Annotated in this window: 11 protein-coding genes; 6 read left to right on the top strand and 5 right to left on the bottom strand. The window is 66.7% G+C overall.

What is annotated here, in order from left to right:
* Position 1 precedes the first annotated feature (1 nt).
* On the top strand, positions 2-1,324 hold the full coding sequence (locus ACGFK1_RS11115; protein WP_393428482.1) for an FAD-binding oxidoreductase: 1,323 nt from the start codon (positions 2-4) through the stop codon (positions 1,322-1,324).
* On the opposite strand, the gene ACGFK1_RS11110 is transcribed toward ACGFK1_RS11115, so the two are convergent.
* Positions 1,321-3,408: an MFS transporter gene (locus tag ACGFK1_RS11110; RefSeq protein WP_393428301.1), complete on the bottom strand. Its 2,088-nt coding sequence runs from the start codon at positions 3,406-3,408 to the stop codon at positions 1,321-1,323. The two genes, ACGFK1_RS11115 and ACGFK1_RS11110, sit on opposite strands and share 4 nt — an antisense overlap.
* 87 nt (positions 3,409-3,495) lie before the next feature.
* The gene (locus tag ACGFK1_RS11105) at positions 3,496-4,758 is read right to left on the bottom strand and encodes a multidrug effflux MFS transporter (RefSeq protein ID WP_393428300.1); all 1,263 of its coding nucleotides are present in this window, start codon (positions 4,756-4,758) and stop codon (positions 3,496-3,498) included.
* Positions 4,759-4,981: 223 nt separating this feature from the next.
* On the opposite strand from ACGFK1_RS11105, the gene ACGFK1_RS11100 reads away from it, so the two are divergent.
* The 3 genes from ACGFK1_RS11100 to ACGFK1_RS11090 all read left to right on the top strand — a co-directional run bounded on the left by ACGFK1_RS11100 (position 4,982) and on the right by ACGFK1_RS11090 (position 10,034).
* Positions 4,982-5,269: a WGxxGxxG family protein gene (locus tag ACGFK1_RS11100; RefSeq protein ID WP_393428299.1), complete on the top strand. Its 288-nt coding sequence runs from the start codon at positions 4,982-4,984 to the stop codon at positions 5,267-5,269.
* Between the two features lie 137 nt (positions 5,270-5,406).
* Complete coding sequence (locus tag ACGFK1_RS11095; protein WP_393428298.1) at positions 5,407-6,162, top strand: hypothetical protein; 756 nt, start codon at positions 5,407-5,409, stop codon at positions 6,160-6,162.
* Between the two features lie 158 nt (positions 6,163-6,320).
* Positions 6,321-10,034 carry a multifunctional oxoglutarate decarboxylase/oxoglutarate dehydrogenase thiamine pyrophosphate-binding subunit/dihydrolipoyllysine-residue succinyltransferase subunit gene (locus ACGFK1_RS11090; protein ID WP_393428297.1) on the top strand — a complete coding sequence of 1,238 codons (3,714 nt, stop codon included), beginning with the start codon at positions 6,321-6,323 and terminating at the stop codon, positions 10,032-10,034.
* 59 nt (positions 10,035-10,093) lie between these two features.
* Here ACGFK1_RS11090 and ACGFK1_RS11085 read toward each other — a convergent pair whose 3' ends face one another.
* Positions 10,094-11,725, bottom strand: a complete 1,632-nt coding sequence (locus ACGFK1_RS11085; RefSeq protein WP_393428480.1) for a metallophosphoesterase — start codon at positions 11,723-11,725, stop codon at positions 10,094-10,096.
* Positions 11,726-12,075: 350 nt separating this feature from the next.
* On the opposite strand from ACGFK1_RS11085, the gene ACGFK1_RS11080 reads away from it, so the two are divergent.
* Complete coding sequence (locus tag ACGFK1_RS11080; RefSeq protein ID WP_393428296.1) at positions 12,076-12,906, top strand: SDR family NAD(P)-dependent oxidoreductase; 831 nt, start codon at positions 12,076-12,078, stop codon at positions 12,904-12,906.
* Between the two features lie 161 nt (positions 12,907-13,067).
* Positions 13,068-13,469: a hypothetical protein gene (locus ACGFK1_RS11075; RefSeq protein WP_393428295.1), complete on the top strand. Its 402-nt coding sequence runs from the start codon at positions 13,068-13,070 to the stop codon at positions 13,467-13,469.
* A 164-nt stretch (positions 13,470-13,633) separates the two neighbouring features.
* Here the strand turns inward: ACGFK1_RS11075 and ACGFK1_RS11070 are convergent, their stop codons facing one another.
* On the bottom strand, positions 13,634-14,464 hold the full coding sequence (locus tag ACGFK1_RS11070; RefSeq protein ID WP_393428294.1) for a glycine betaine ABC transporter substrate-binding protein: 831 nt from the start codon (positions 14,462-14,464) through the stop codon (positions 13,634-13,636).
* 8 nt (positions 14,465-14,472) lie between these two features.
* The gene (locus tag ACGFK1_RS11065) at positions 14,473-15,657 is read right to left on the bottom strand and encodes an NADP-dependent malic enzyme (protein WP_393428293.1); all 1,185 of its coding nucleotides are present in this window, start codon (positions 15,655-15,657) and stop codon (positions 14,473-14,475) included.

Here is a 15,657-nt window from a genome sequence, read left to right as displayed (position 1 = left end):
CCTGACCGAAACGCTGGCGGGGATCGTCGGGCAAGCGCACGTCATCACCGATCCCGATGTGCTTGACGGCCGCAGCGTCGACCACACCGGCCGCTATCGCGGCAAGGCGAGCGCATTGGTGCGGCCGGGTTCGGCCGACGAGGTGGCGGCGGTGCTGCGCGCCTGCCGCGACGCGGGCGCGTATGTCACCGTGCAGGGCGGCAGGACGTCGCTGGTGGCCGGGACGGTGCCCGAGCACGATGACGTGTTGCTGTCCACCGAGAGGCTGCGCGACCTCGACGAGGTCGACACCGTCGAACGGCGGGTCCACGTGGGTGCAGGCGCGACACTGGCCGAGGTGCAGCGCGCGGCCTCGGCGGCCGGCCTGGTGTTCGGAGTCGACCTGGCGGCGCGTGACTCGGCGACGGTCGGCGGGATGGCGTCGACCAACGCGGGCGGGCTGCGCACAGTGCGCTACGGCAACATGGGCGAACAGGTCATCGGCCTGGACGTCGCGCTGCCCGATGGCTCAATTGTGTACCGGCGCAGCCGAGTTCGTCGGGACAACACCGGGTATGACCTGGCGTCGCTGTTCGTCGGCGCCGAGGGCACGCTCGGCGTGATCACCGCGCTCGATCTGCGACTGCACCCGACGCCACCGCAACGAGTCACCGCGGTCTGCGGATTCGACGACCTCGACGCGCTGGTCGAGACGGGGCGCCGGTTTCGCGACATGGACGGCATCGCGGCTATTGAGTTGATCGACGCCCGCGCCAGCGCGCTGACCGCGGCGCCCGTCGACGGCGCGTGGCAACTGCTGATCGAATTGGCAGGCGACACGGACCAAACCGAGCGGTTGGCCGATGCGCTGGACGACGCACGCATGTCCGATGAGCCGGCGGTCGGTGTGGACGCCGGCGCGCAGCAACGGCTGTGGCAGGTCCGCGAGTCCGTCGCCGAGGTGTTGGGCGTATCCGGTCCGCCGCTGAAATTCGATGTCTCCCTTCCGTTGTCGGCGATAGCCGGGTTCGCCGCGGAGTCGGCTGACCTGGTCGGAAGGCATGCCGCCGAGGCCATTCCGGTGCTGTTCGGACACATCGGCGAGGGCAATCTGCACCTTAACGTGGTTCGGTGCAGCGCTGAAGCCGAGCGCGCGCTCTACCCGCCGATGATGCAGTTGATCTCCCGGTACGGCGGCAACGTCAGCTCCGAGCACGGCGTCGGCACCCGCAAGCGCGACTATGTGTCGATGTCGCGCACCGAGGCCGACATCGCGGCGATGCGTGCGGTCAAGGCCGCGTTCGACCCGACCGGTTACCTGAACCCGGCGGTGCTGTTCGACTAGTCGCGGCCCGGCGCCGAGTGCCTGCCGTAGCGCGGCGCGTCGTCGGGGTCGTCGCCGGAGTGCTTGCCGTTGGACTCGAACCAGAACGGCCGCTTCTGTGGTTGGCTCTCGGGACGGTAGTGACGTGACGCCCGGGGCGGCTCCTGCGAAGACGGAGGCAGCGGCCGGAACCGTTCCTCGTCGTCGACGTGAAAGCCGTTGTGCGCAAAGCCGATGCGCTCGCTCTTGGGTTTGGCGGGCGGAAGGTCGCTGAGCCACTCGTCGACCATGTCCTGCCACGCCTCGCGCTGCGGCCCTGCGGCGGGCTCCGCCTCGTCCTCACGCAGCGACTGCCACGACTCGACGGGGGCGGAGTGCCAGGCCTCGGCGGGCGCGTGCAACAGGTGGTCGGCGCGCGACCTCATGGGTTCGGTGATGGTCTCGTCGACGTGCACCGCGTTGTCGGCGCCGTCGTCCCATCGCACTTCGTATTCGACGTAGTCGTCGTCGTCGGTGAAGTCCTCGCCCCCGTATTCGACCGCGTGGTCGGCGTCCTCGAGATCCTCGAGATCGCCGTCATCGACCAGCCGGGCCGGATCACCGAAGCCGAGCAGGAACATCGCGGCGACGACACCGAACAATGCGAAGAACGCAGGCAACAGCATCGACTGCGACATCGCCGCGGCGAACGGTTCGTTCAGCCACGTGGGCAGCTCGATCGCCGAGCCGTCAGCCTGCGCCGCCTGCCCTGGCAGCGGCGGCATCTCGGCGTTGATCCGCGACGTCATGAACGCCGCCATGCCCGCGCTGCCCAGCACCGAGCCGACCTGCCGGGTGGTGTTGTAGACACCGGAACCGGCGCCCGCCAGCTTGGACGGCAGATTGCGGGTGGCCGTCGCCGCCAGCGGGGCCCAGATGAACGCCGAGCCGACGCCCATCGCCGTGATCGGCAGCGCCAGCCGCCAGATCGGCGTGCTCGGCGTCATCTCGATCGACAGCCAGGTCATCGCGATCGCCAGCACGGAGAACCCGAAACCGATCACCGGGCGCGGATGCGATCGGTCGACGATCTTGCCGACGAACGGCGCGAGCACACCGGTCGTGACCGCCATCGGCGCCGTCAGCAGCGCCGACCGCGTCGGCGAAAGATCGCACACCGCTTGGGCGTAGAACATCAACGGCAAGAACGTGCCCGTCATGACGAAGCCGATGGTCGCGACCCCGACGTTGGACAGTGAGAAATCCCTGTCCCGAAAGATGACCAGCGGTATCAGCGGCTCGCCGGTGTTGACGTACTGCCAAATGAGGAATGCGGCGATGAAGCCGATGCCACCGGCGATGGTGCCCCAGATCCATGGCGCCCAGTCGTGCGCCTGGCCCTCCTGCAGAGCGAACACGATCAGGAACATGCCGATGCCGGAGAGCACGACGCCGAGCAGATCGAATGTGTGCGTCGAGGTGGGCAGCGCCGGGATCAGCCAGAGCGCCAACCCCAGCCCGATGATGCCGACCGGCACGTTGACGAAGAAGATCCACTGCCAGCCGAGGTAGTCGACCAGCACTCCACCCGCCAGCGGGCCGACCAGCGTGGCCACCCCGGCCGTCGCCCCCCACACGCTCATCGCCACCCCGCGGCGCTCGGCAGGGAAGATTCGGGTGATGGTCGACAAAGTCTGCGGCGTGAGCAACGCCGCGCCGACGCCCTGGACCACGCGGGCCGCGACCAACATGCCGATGCTGCCGGCGAGGCCACACCACAACGATGCGGCGGTGAACGTCGCCAAGCCGATGAGGTAGAGATTCTTCGGCCCGAACCGGTCGCCAAGGCGGCCGGCTACCAGCAGCGGTACCGCATACGCCAGCAGGTAGGCGCTCGTGACCCAGATGACCGAGTCGTAGCTTGCACCGAGTTTGTCCATGATCGACGGGTTGGCGACCGCGACGATGGTCGCGTCCACCAGGATCATGAAGAAGCCGACGAGCATGGCCCACAAGGCGTTCCACGGATTTTCCACGGCGGGCGGTCGTTGTTTTCCGCCGTCGGCTGCTAGCCGCGCCCCCCCTCGAGCGCGGCCTTCTTGCCGGTTGGTCAGCGTTGGGTACATCTCGGGTCGACTAGATAAAGACGGATTCAGCCGACGGTACGTACCTGGTCATGCCCGGACAAGTCCGGGGTCAACCACTGACGAACGTCAGGCTGGTTCGGCGACGGCGTCGCCGGTGACGTCGTCCTTGGGTTCAGCGGCAGGCACGCCGACCGCCAACAACGCCAGCAATGCGATCACCATGCCGGCCGTCATCACCAAGGCTAACGCGATCTCGTTGTTGCCAAGGACGCCGACCAACGGCGCCACCGCTGCGCCGATGCCGAACTGAGCCGCGCCCAGCAAAGCGGCCGCGGTGCCTGCCGCGTCGGGGTGCCGCGACAACGCCACCGCGGGGGCGTTGGGGAGCACGAGGCCCATGGCGGCGAGTACCGCCCACACCGGCACCACGAAACCGGCGAGCCCGCCGACGCGGCCGTACGCCAATCCGACGAGGACCACGCCGGCCACCACGGCCGCCGCCAACGCCCACAACGCGATGGTCTGCGGCGCGAACCGCCGCAGCAGCACCACGTTGAACTGGGTCGCGCCGATCAGCGCGACCGCGCCGGCGCCGAACACCAGCGCGAACGCCTGCTGGTCGAGGCCGTAGTGGCCCTGCAGCACAAACGGTGCGCCCGCGATGTACGCGAACAGCCCGGACATGCCGAGAGCGGCGACAAGCACCAAGATGACGAACCTGGCGTCGCGCAGCACTTCGACATAGGTGGCCGCGATGGCGCGGACCTTCAACAGGCGCCGATGCGATACGGGCAGGGTTTCCGGCAGCGAGAGCGCCGCCAGCAGCAGAAGCCCACCCGCGAGCACGACGAGCACCGCGAAGACCCAGTGCCACGACGCGGTCAGCAGTACCGCCGCGCCAAGCGACGGGGCGATCACCGGCGCGACCCCGAGCACCAGCATCAACCGGGACATCACCGTCGCGGCGACCGAATCGGCGTACAGATCACCGACCACCGCGATGGCGACCACCATGGCCGCGGCGGCGCCGACGCCTTGCAGGCCGCGCGCCACGCCGAGCACGGCGATGTTGGGCGCGAACAGGCACAGCAACGACGCCAGCATGTGCAGCACGATGCCGGCCATCATCGGTTTGCGGCGGCCGAGCGAGTCCGACAGCGGCCCCACGATCAGCTGGCCGAGGGCCAAGCCGGCGAGCGTCCCAGTCAGCGTGAGCTGGGCGACGGACGACGACACCGACAGGTCGTCGGCGATCTTGGGCAGCGCAGGCAGATACATGTCGATGGTCAACGGGCCAAGCGCGACGAGGGCACCCAGGACGACGATCATCCTGGTGCGACTCGGCGTGGGCTGTGTGCTGGTCACGTTCACGTCGGTCGATGTTGCCATGAGATTGGTTAGCGCCGCTTCTCAATAGTTTGTTCCCCGTGAACGCCGACGAGGCGGTCGGCGCGAGGGCGAGTAGTTAGCAAGTCAAAGAAGTTTACCTGGATCGCGGCCGGGTATCTGGAGGCGTGGCATGGGGAATTCTTTCCTTGCCGCAGATAAGCGAGCTACAGCCCGTTGGTTCGCGCCTTCGGGGCTTTCACGCCCCTAGATCAAGGAGATCGAAATGCGAAACACACTCGCTGCGCTCATCGCTGCCGGTGCCGTGTCTCTAGCGGGAGCCGGAGTGGCGAACGCCACACCGACGCCTGCTCTGCAGAGCGGTCCAGCGGTCACGTCGACGAGCACCCTTGCAGCCGACGAGGCCAACGATGACAGCGGCGACAACGGCCTGTGGGGCCTCGCGGGACTGCTTGGCCTGCTTGGCCTGTTGGGCCTGAAGCGTCGAAACGACGCCGACCGCCGGGTTGTCACGGGCACGGCGACGGGTCGCGGCACCGACCCGCGCGTCTGATTCCTACGGTGAGCCCCCGCGCCGCAGCTGCGGCGCGGGGGCTCGTCGCATCATCGTTGAGGCACTCACCACGACTCCCGTTCGTTGACCAAGCGTTAGCCTGAAAGCAGCCGCTTCGGAACCAAGGGGGAGCCGACATGAGTGCTCGGTCGAAAGCCAAGAGCCAGCTGCCGGCTGTCAGGGACGGCGCGGACGAGAACCCCGGCGCGGCAGCCAAGGTGCTCTCCCAGATCATCGAGCGCGGCTCCAGGGTCCAGGCGCCTGCCGTCAAGGCCTATGTCGACCGGTTGCGCCAGCAAAATCCTGCTGCCTCGCCCGCCGAGGTGGCCACGAAGCTCGAGAAGCATTACACCGCCGCGGTGATGGCCAGCGGCGCGGCCGTAGGCTCCGCGGCCGCATTCCCGGGCATCGGCACCCTTGCGGCGCTGTCCGCGGTGGCAGGCGAGACGGTGGTGTTCCTCGAGGCCACCGCTGTCTACGTACTCGCGCTGGCGGAGGTGTACGGGATTTCGGCCGACCACCGTGAACGCCGCCGCGCTTTGGTGCTCGCCGTTCTCGTCGGCGACGAGAGCAAGCAGGCGGTCACCGATTTGCTCGGTCCGGGCCGCACCAGCGGCGCCTGGTTGTCCGAGGGTGCGGCGACGTTGCCGCTACCGGCGGTGTCCCAACTCAATTCGCGGCTACTCCGGTACTTCGTCAAGCGCTACACCCTCAAACGCGGTGCGATGGCCTTCGGCAAGTTGTTGCCAGTCGGCATTGGCGCGATGGTCGGCGGCGTAGGAAACCGGTTGATGGCCAAGAAGATCATCGCCAACGCCCATAGGGCGTTCGGCAACGCGCCGCCGCGATGGCCGTCCGCGCTGCACGTGCTCCCCGCCCCGAACGAGCGATGAGGATAACTGCCGTTCACGCGGTTTGGCCTGCTTGGGATAATCGGGAAGCGTTAGCCTTTAGGCGGCGATAACACGGGTAACCCCCGTGATCCGCAGGAATATGGGTGGCGAGCGTGAACCGCTTGCCTGAAGCGAAGGAATCGAGGCGAGTAGCTGCCGTGAACTCACCATCACCATTCGGACAGAACGAGTGGTTGGTCGAGGAGATGTATCGCAAATTTCGCGAGGATCCCTCGTCGGTAGACCCGAGTTGGCATGAATTCTTAGTCGACTACTCGCCCGAGCCAACCACTGAACCGCAAGCCCCGAAGGGCAACGGCCAACCGGCCCAGACGGCCGCCGCCGCGCCCGTCGCGCCGCCGGAACCGGCGCCCGCGCCTCCGCCCAAGGTCGACAAGGGCAACGGCGTGGCCGCTGCGCCCGCCAAGGCGCCGGAACCCGCCAAGCCCGCGCCGAAACCCAAGGCCCCGGCGCCTGCGCCCGCCGACGGCGACCAGACGCAGGTGCTGCGCGGCGCGGCGGCCGCCGTGGTGAAGAACATGTCGGCGTCGTTGGAGGTGCCGACCGCGACGAGCGTGCGGGCCATCCCGGCCAAGTTGATGATCGACAACCGGATCGTCATCAACAACCACCTCAAGCGCACCCGCGGCGGCAAGATCTCCTTCACCCACCTGATCGGCTATGCGCTGGTGCAGGCGGTGAAGAAGTTCCCGAACATGAACCGCCACTTCGCCGAGGTGGACGGCAAGCCGAACGCGGTGACCCCCGAACACGTCAACCTCGGGCTCGCGATCGACCTGCAGGGCAAGGACGGCAACCGCCAACTTGTCGTCGCCGCCATCAAAGGCTGCGAGACAATGCAATTCGGCCAGTTCATCGCCGGCTATGAGGACATCGTCCGGCGGGCCCGCGACGGGAAGCTGACGGCCGAAGACTTTTCCGGCGTCACGATCTCGCTGACCAACCCCGGAACCATTGGGACGGTGCACTCGGTGCCGCGACTGATGCGCGGCCAGGGCGCGATCATCGGCGTCGGCGCGATGGAGTACCCGGCCGAGTTCCAGGGCGCCAGCGAGGAGCGCATCGCCGAACTCGGGGTGGGCAAGCTGGTCACGTTCACGTCGACCTACGACCACCGCATCATCCAGGGCGCGGAGTCGGGCGACTTCCTGCGCACCATCCATGAACTGCTGCTGTCCGACGACTTCTTCGACGAGATCTTCCGCGAACTCGGCATCCCGTACGAGCCGGTGCGTTGGCGCACGGACAACCCCGACTCGATCGTCGACAAGAACGCGCGCGTCATCGAGTTGATCGCCGCCTACCGCAACCGCGGCCACCTGATGGCCGACATCGACCCGCTGCGGCTGGACAAGTCCCGGTTCCGCAGCCACCCCGACCTCGATGTGGCCACCCACGGCCTGACGCTGTGGGACCTGGACCGAGAGTTCAAGGTCGACGGCTTCGCGGGCAAGGAATACAAGAAGTTGCGCGACGTTCTCGGGCTGTTGCGCGACGCGTATTGCCGCCACGTCGGCGTCGAGTACACGCACATTCTGGAGCCTGAGCAGCAGAAGTGGCTGCAGGAGCGCATCGAGGTCAAGCATGACAAGCCGACCGTCGCGCAGCAGAAGTACATCCTGTCGAAGCTGAATGCCGCCGAGGCGTTCGAGACGTTCCTGCAGACCAAATATGTTGGGCAGAAACGGTTCTCGTTGGAAGGCGCGGAGACCGTCATCCCGATGATGGACGCGGCGATCGATCAGGCCGCCGAGCATGCGCTCGACGAGGTCGTGATCGGAATGCCACACCGCGGTCGGCTGAACGTGCTGGCCAACATCGTCGGCAAGCCCTACTCGCAGATCTTCAGTGAGTTCGAGGGCAACCTGAACCCGTCGCAGGCGCACGGCTCGGGTGACGTCAAATACCACCTCGGCGCCACCGGTAACTACATCCAGATGTTCGGCGACAACGACATTCAGGTCTCGCTGGTCGCCAACCCGTCGCACCTGGAGGCAGTCGACCCGGTGCTGGAGGGCCTGGTTCGCGCCAAACAGGACCTGCTGGACAAGGGTGACGGCCCGGACGGCTTCTCGGTCGTGCCGATGATGCTGCACGGCGACGCGGCGTTCGCCGGCCAGGGCGTGGTGGCCGAGACGCTGAACCTTGCGCTGCTGCGCGGCTACCGCACCGGCGGCACCATCCACATCATCGTGAACAACCAGATCGGCTTCACCACGTCACCGAACGACTCCCGGTCGTCGGAGTACTGCACCGATGTCGCGAAAATGATTGGGGCGCCGATCTTTCACGTCAACGGCGACGATCCGGAGGCGTGTGTCTGGGTGGCGCGGCTGGCGATGGACTTCCGTCAGCAGTTCAAGAAGGACGTCGTCATCGACATGCTGTGCTACCGCCGCCGCGGGCACAACGAAGGCGACGACCCGTCGATGACGCAGCCGTACATGTACGACGTGATCGACACCAAGCGCGGCTCGCGAAAGACCTACACCGAGGCCCTGATCGGCCGCGGCGACATCTCGATGAAAGAAGCCGAGGACGCGCTGCGCGACTACCAGGGCCAGCTCGAGCGGGTGTTCAACGAGGTCCGCGATCTGGAGAAACATCCGATCGCGCCGAGTTCCTCGGTGGAGTCCGACCAGATGGTGCCGGCCGGGATGACCACCGCGGTGGAGAAGTCGCTGCTGGCCCGCATCGGTGATGCGCACCTGGCGTACCCCGACGACTTCAACGTGCATCCGCGCGTCAAACCGGTGCTGGAGAAGCGCCGCGAGATGGCGTACGAAGGCAAGGTCGACTGGGCGTTCGCCGAGTTGCTGGCGCTCGGCTCGTTCTTGGCCGAGGGCAAGACGATTCGTCTGTCGGGGCAGGACACCCGCCGCGGCACGTTCACCCAGCGGCATTCGGTGATCATCGACCGCAAGACCGGACGCGAGTTCACGCCGCTGCAGCTGCTGACCACCAACAGCGACGGCACGCCCACCGGTGGCAAGTTCATGGTGTACGACTCCGCGCTGTCGGAGTTCGCCGCGGTGGGCTTCGAATACGGCTACTCGGTGGGCAACCCTGACGCACTTGTGTTGTGGGAGGCCCAGTTCGGCGACTTCGTCAACGGCGCGCAGTCGATCATCGACGAGTTCATCAGCTCCGGCGAGGCCAAGTGGGGCCAGCTCTCCGACGTGGTGCTGCTGCTCCCGCACGGACATGAGGGGCAGGGACCGGACCACACGTCGGCCCGCATCGAGCGGTTCCTGCTGTTGTGGGCCGAGGGTTCGATGACGATCGCGATGCCGTCGACACCGGCGAACTATTTCCACCTGCTGCGCAGGCACGGTCTCGACGGCATCCACCGGCCGCTGATCGTGGCGACGCCAAAGTCGATGCTGCGCAACAAGGCTGCGGTCAGCGATCTGAAGGAGTTCACCGAGGGCAAGTTCCGTTCGGTGCTCGAGGAGCCCACCTACGAGGAGGGCACCGGCGACCGCAGCACGGTCAAGCGGCTGCTGCTGACCAGCGGCAAGCTGTACTACGAGTTGGTCGCCCGCAAGGCAAAGGACAACCGCGACGACGTCGCGATCGTGCGCATCGAGCAGCTTGCCCCGTTGCCGCGGCGGCGGCTCAAGGAGACGCTGGATCGGTATCCGAACGTCGAGCAGTACTTCTGGGTGCAGGAGGAGCCTGCCAACCAGGGCGCGTGGCCGACGTTCGGGCTGACGCTTCCAGAAGTCTGCTCGGACAGGTTGTCAGGCATCAAACGGATTTCGCGTCGCGCGATGTCGGCGCCGTCGTCGGGTTCGTCGAAGGTGCACGCAGTCGAGCAGCAGGAAATCATCGACGAGGCATTCGGATGAACGAAGTGAAGCGAATGCCGAGGAGCATCAGCCAGCACGAGGCATTCGCGCGGTAACGGTCACGCGCGGACTGGGCGGCGGAACGTGACTTTGTCGAATTCAAAGCCGTACTCGTCGACCGCCGTCACGTCCATCTCGCTCATCAGCGTGCCCGGGCGGACGTCGACGCGGATGAAGGCGTAGTTCGCGAACCGCACCCTCGACCAGCCGACGGCTTCTTGTCGCTTGTCGCCGTCGGTGGTCCAGACGTAGCTGTTGGCTACGAAGGTGTCCGCCGCCTCGTGCCCGCGGTAGCTGTCCGCCTCACCCGGCTGAAACGGATACCGCGGCCGCCCCGCCGAACCCACGGTGTAGTACACGGTGCCGTCGGTCTCGGGATAGACGGTCGAGTTGTCGCCGGCCGCCGAGGTGGGCCTGCCTGCCCGGATCGGGTCCGAGCGTTCGTAGACGTGGTTGTGGCCCTGAAGAACCAAGTCGACCTGATACCGGTCGAACAGTTCGCACCAGGCGGCTCGGACTCCACCGTCGCTGGCGTGCGTCGCGGTGGTCGAGTATGCGCAGTGGTGGAAGAAGCAGACGATGAAGTCGACGTTCGGGTTGGCGCGGTGCGCAGCCAACGTGGCCTCCACCCAACGGTTTTGCGCGCCGCCCGAGTAACCGGTGTTCGCGGTGATCTCATAGCTGACGTCGTTGGCGTCAAGCGAGAGCACGGCGACGTTGCCGTAGACAAACGAATACACCGACGGGCAGTTGGCGGGGCCGTTGCCCGGAAAATACAGCCGTGCGAGATGGCCGCCGTAGCCGTGCACCGGGTAGGCGGCCTCCATGTCGTGATTGCCGGTGGCGAACATCCACGGCGTCGTCGCCGCGCTCGCTTCGATTGATCCGAAATACACGTCCCAGACGAACGGATTGAACTTGTCGAAACCGGATGGCGCAGAACCACCTGATGGCACGAACTTGGGCGCCTTGCCCTCACCCGACGGGTCGGCATAGGCGATATCGCCCGCCAGCACGTGGAAGTCGGGACGCGACGCGACGATCTGGTTCAGCACATTCGAGGCGTGCGCAACGGTGGGATCGTTGTCGGGCTTGTAGTAGCTGTCGTCGTAGTCACCAGCACCAAGACCGGGCGGAAGCGGTGGGGTGTCATCGGTGCCCTGGTCCCCCATCATGGTGAACCGGAACGGGCCCATCGCGTCGCGTGCATTGGGCATGGCCGTGGCCGCCGACAGGACGTCGCTGACGAAACCATCGTCGGTGCGCCACTTATAAAACAGCGACGTCCGGCCGGGTAGGCCGTCGACCGGCGCGTGGACGTAGAACTGTTCGGCTGACAGCACGCCGCCACCGGCGTCGGGTATCTGTGTGACGAGGTTGCGTACCTCGGCCTGCACCGTCGCCCCCAGGTCCGGCGTCGGGCCGTGATCGAGAAAAACCTTGATTCTGCCGGGATTTCGGGATAACTGGGCCGCCAGACGCAGTTGACTGGCGGCGTCTGCGCCGTAGCCGACCCGTCGGTTGGCCACGCTCAGCGGCGCATCCTGCGCATAGGCGCGACTACCGAACGGCGATGCGCCGAGACCAGCAACCGCCGCGACGGCGGCCGATCCACGTAAGAAGTTGCGCCGGGATACCCGATGGCGGCGCAGGTAAGCCTGATGCCACTCATACTGTTCTGCGATCGTCATGCGCGCGACGATGTCCGCGGGGATGCCGGTGTCTGGGATGTCGCCTGGTGTGGGCACTATGAGATGGTGCCGCAGTTGACCGGTGATCGCTGTGCGGCGAAACGAATCAGCGGGAAACGCTGGTTGACATCTTGACCTGCCTCACAGCTCATTGACAGCCAAAGATGTAGCGCCCGAACGGCGATCGTCGCCGTGCAGACCGGCCTGACGACGCCGGAATGAGGTTTCGGTACGCAGAAAGCGGGGTCGGCGTGTCGTAACTCTGATCTCGGCCACCGCGAGGCCGGCCTAAGCGGAACCGCGGGTACCGACTAACCTCGACCCGAGTCAACGGACATGAGGGAGTGGTTATGCAGGGCTTCGCCGGGAAAGTCGCGGTGGTGACGGGTGCCGGATCCGGCATCGGGCAGGCGCTGGCCGTCGAGCTGGCCCGCTCGGGCGCCAGCGTGGCGATCAGCGACGTCGACACCGAGGGCCTGGCCGCCACCGAGGAGCGGTTGAAGGCGATCGGTGCCCAGGTCAAGACCGACCGCCTCGACGTCACCGAGCGCGAGGCGTTCGAGTTGTACGCCGACGCGGTCAAGGCCCACTTCGGCAAGGTGAACCAGATCTACAACAACGCGGGCATCGCGTTCGCGGGCGACATCGAGGTGAGCCAGTTCAAGGACATCGAGAAGGTGATGGACGTCGACTTCTGGGGGGTCGTCAACGGCACCAAGATGTTCCTCCCCCACTTGATCGAATCGGGCGACGGCCACGTCGTCAACGTCTCCAGTATCTTCGGCATCTTCGCGGTGCCGGGGCAGGGCGCCTACAACGCCGCGAAGTTTGCCGTCCGCGGCTTCACCGAGGCGTTGCGCCAAGAGATGCAACTGGCCGGGCATCCGGTCAAGGTGACGACCGTGCATCCCGGCGGCATCAAGACCAACATCGTGCGCAACATGACCGCTGTCGACAGCGTCGACAAGGCGAAGCTGACCAACACATTCGACAAGAAACTCGCCAGCACCACCCCGGAGAAGGCGGCGCAGATCATTCTCGACGGCGTCCGCAAGAACAAGGCCCGCGTGCTCGTCGGCCCCGACGCGACGGTGCTCGACCTGATCGTGCGGATCAGCGGATCCGGCTACCAACGTCTGTTTTCGAGGGTGATGTCGCGGATCGTGCCCGAAGCGCGCTGATATCGGCGGGAGCGTCAATCTCGTTGTCCAAATAGCGAATTGCCTGCCGCGGTGCTGAACCAAACGCCCTTCGACACCGTGATGGACAAGGGGGGTCGACGAGGGGTTCAGTCACGTGCCCTTGGACATCCGATGGCTCCGTCAAGAACGGAGGGGCAAACATGAGGTACACACTGCTTTGCGCGAGCGGCATGATCGCCGCCGCGGTCGTGGGCGCGGCGCCCGCATACGCCGCTACGGACCACGGCTTCGAGTGCGGGAAGTCGGGAGCCACCAGCTACCCCGGCAACTCAGCGACGTCACCGGGGTCGATCTTCAACGAACCCGGCATCACAAGCGCCAACGGCGGTAAGGGTAACCAGGCGTACAACGCCGCCGGCGCGCCGTCGCAGTACGACACCGCCTGCGGCAGGGTAACCGCCAACGGCACCGGCACGCCGTTTCAGGTCAGCCAGCCGGTTGACCAGATGACGGGTGAATCGACTGCAGTCGTCACCAACAATTCGCGTGCCAGTCGAGACGCCCTCGGGGTGACGCACACCGGTAAGGGCGCCAACAAGTAGCCGTTCACGCTCATTCGGCGGTGATCTGGTCGGCGTCGGTGTCGAATAGCGTGGCGAGGCCCGCGAACGGCTGCGACGTCACGCTCGAGGCTGACGACTGTGCGGGCAATGCACGCACAGTGCGGCGTGTCGGGGCGCAAACACGCACGCTCGGCGAAATGGGGTCAGCGGCCTAGCGGGTGGGCGTCCAGCCACGCGCCGGCCACCTGCCCCGGTTCCTTGCCTTCCGCGACCTGTCGACGCATGTCGGCCAATGACCCGGTGTCGAGCACACCGGCCACCTCGTTGAGTGCCAACACCTGCTGCTCGTCGAGTTCGTTACGTCGATACAGCGCAACGAGATTCTCGGCGGGAATGAGTGCGGTCTTGTCCGCCAACACAACCAGCTCCGATGGGGTGTTCGGGGTCGCGTCCGAGGTCCATGCGACATTGATCTGGCCGCCACGCAGCGCCGTGAACAGCGCTGTGTGGTCGGGGAATTCGCGGGGTTTTGGCAGCGCGCACGGGCCGAGCTTGCCCGGTGACGGCGCCCCCGCGAGAGCACCAGCCGTGACCTTCGCGCAGTTGCGGGCAACCGCGGTGACGTCACGTCCACCCCACGCATCAGCGGTCCGCTCGGTCACCGCGATCGAGGGCTTGTCTTCCGCCGACGTCGTATAGTCGCTCGCCGCAATGCCTTCCGGCAACGCGGACAACAAGGCCCGGTACACCTGCGCGGCCGCGCGCGCTGTCGAGTCAGGGTCGAACCTCGCCAGCAACTGACCTGTGAACCCTGGTGCCACCCGAACACCGCCGGAATCGAGTTCTCCCACCGGATCGGCCACCGATTTCACGTGTGCCGGGCTGCCGTAGAACCGCAACGCCGCCGCATACAGGTGCGCCACCAATTTCGATTCAGGGTCTGATGTGGCGCCCACCGCGATCGACGGCGGTCCCGCCGGTCCCCCGCAGCCGACGAGGACCAGCGCCAGCAGCGCCACCGCCAGCAGACGCATCGGGTCGATCAGGCCTGCGCGGCCGCCGCGGCCACCGCCGCTGCGACCTCCGGCCCGACCCGCGGATCCAGTGGGCTTGGCACGATCCGGTCTGGCGCGAGATCATCGCACGCCACCGCGAAGATCGCCTCGGCGGCCGCCACCTTCATCTGCTCGGTGATCCGCCGGGCGCCCGCGTCCAACGCGCCGCGGAACACGCCAGGGAACGCCAGCACGTTGTTGATCTGGTTCGGGAAATCGCTGCGGCCCGTCGCGACCACCGAGGCGTATCTCGCCGCCACGTCAGGATGTATCTCAGGGTCCGGGTTCGACAGCGCGAACACGATCCCGCCGGGCGCCATCGTCGCAACGATCTCCTCGGGGATCCCACCTCCCGAGACGCCGAGGAACATGTCGGCGCCCGCGAGCGCCTCGGCGATGCCACCGGTGAGTCCGTCGGGGTTCGTGCGTCCCGCAAGTTCGGCCTTGACTGGCGTCAGACCGTCACGGCCGGGATGCAGGATGCCACGGGTATCCACGACGGTGATGTTCGAAACGCCTGCGGCCATGAGGATATTGGTGCACGGAACGCCGGCTGCGCCGACACCGGAGACCACCACTCGCAGCGAGGCCATGTCACGGTCGAGCGTCTTGGCTGCGCCCATCAACGCCGCCAGCACGACAATCGCGGTGCCATGCTGATCGTCGTGCATGACCGGGCAGTCGAGCGCATCGATGACGCGGCGCTCGATCTCGAAGCAGCGCGGCGCGGAGATGTCCTCGAGGTTCACCGCCCCGAACGACGGCCGCAGCCGCACCAAGGTCTCGACGATCTCGTCGGGGTCCTTGGTGTCGAGCACGATCGGAATCGCGTCCAGTCCGCCGAACTCCTTGAACAGCGCGCACTTGCCTTCCATCACCGGCAGCGCGGCCGACGGGCCGATGTCGCCGAGGCCCAGCACAGCGGTGCCGTCGCTGACCACCGCCACCAGCCTGTTGGCCCAGGTGTAGCGGGCCGCCAGGGTGGAGTCGGCGGCGATGGCGCGGCTGACCTGTGCCACGCCTGGGGTGTACGCGATCGACAGCGCGCGCTGCGTGTCCAGCGGTGCCTTCAGCCCAGCGGACAGCTTGCCGCCTACGTGCGCCTCGAAGATCTCGTCGTCAGTGACGACAACCTGCGGTTGTTGGACCTTCGGCGGCAGTGTTTCGGTCAC

The organism is Mycobacterium sp. NPDC048908 (assembly GCF_043197955.1).
Taxonomy (GTDB): domain Bacteria; phylum Actinomycetota; class Actinomycetes; order Mycobacteriales; family Mycobacteriaceae; genus Mycobacterium.
This window is presented reverse-complemented; position numbering and strand designations above follow the sequence as displayed.

Bases quoted from the DNA above. Each gene is read 5' to 3' on its own strand.
- ACGFK1_RS11100 (WP_393428299.1), top strand. From the start codon at position 4,982: ATGCGAAACACACTCGCTGCGCTCATCGCTGCCGGTGCCGTGTCTCTA.
- ACGFK1_RS11075 (WP_393428295.1), top strand. From the start codon at position 13,068: ATGAGGTACACACTGCTTTGCGCGAGCGGCATGATCGCCGCCGCGGTC.
- ACGFK1_RS11110 (WP_393428301.1), bottom strand. From the start codon at position 3,408: ATGTACCCAACGCTGACCAACCGGCAAGAAGGCCGCGCTCGAGGGGGG.
- ACGFK1_RS11070 (WP_393428294.1), bottom strand. From the start codon at position 14,464: ATGCGTCTGCTGGCGGTGGCGCTGCTGGCGCTGGTCCTCGTCGGCTGC.
- ACGFK1_RS11095 (WP_393428298.1), top strand. From the start codon at position 5,407: ATGAGTGCTCGGTCGAAAGCCAAGAGCCAGCTGCCGGCTGTCAGGGAC.
- ACGFK1_RS11085 (WP_393428480.1), bottom strand. From the start codon at position 11,725: ATGACGATCGCAGAACAGTATGAGTGGCATCAGGCTTACCTGCGCCGC.
- ACGFK1_RS11080 (WP_393428296.1), top strand. From the start codon at position 12,076: ATGCAGGGCTTCGCCGGGAAAGTCGCGGTGGTGACGGGTGCCGGATCC.
- ACGFK1_RS11105 (WP_393428300.1), bottom strand. From the start codon at position 4,758: ATGGCAACATCGACCGACGTGAACGTGACCAGCACACAGCCCACGCCG.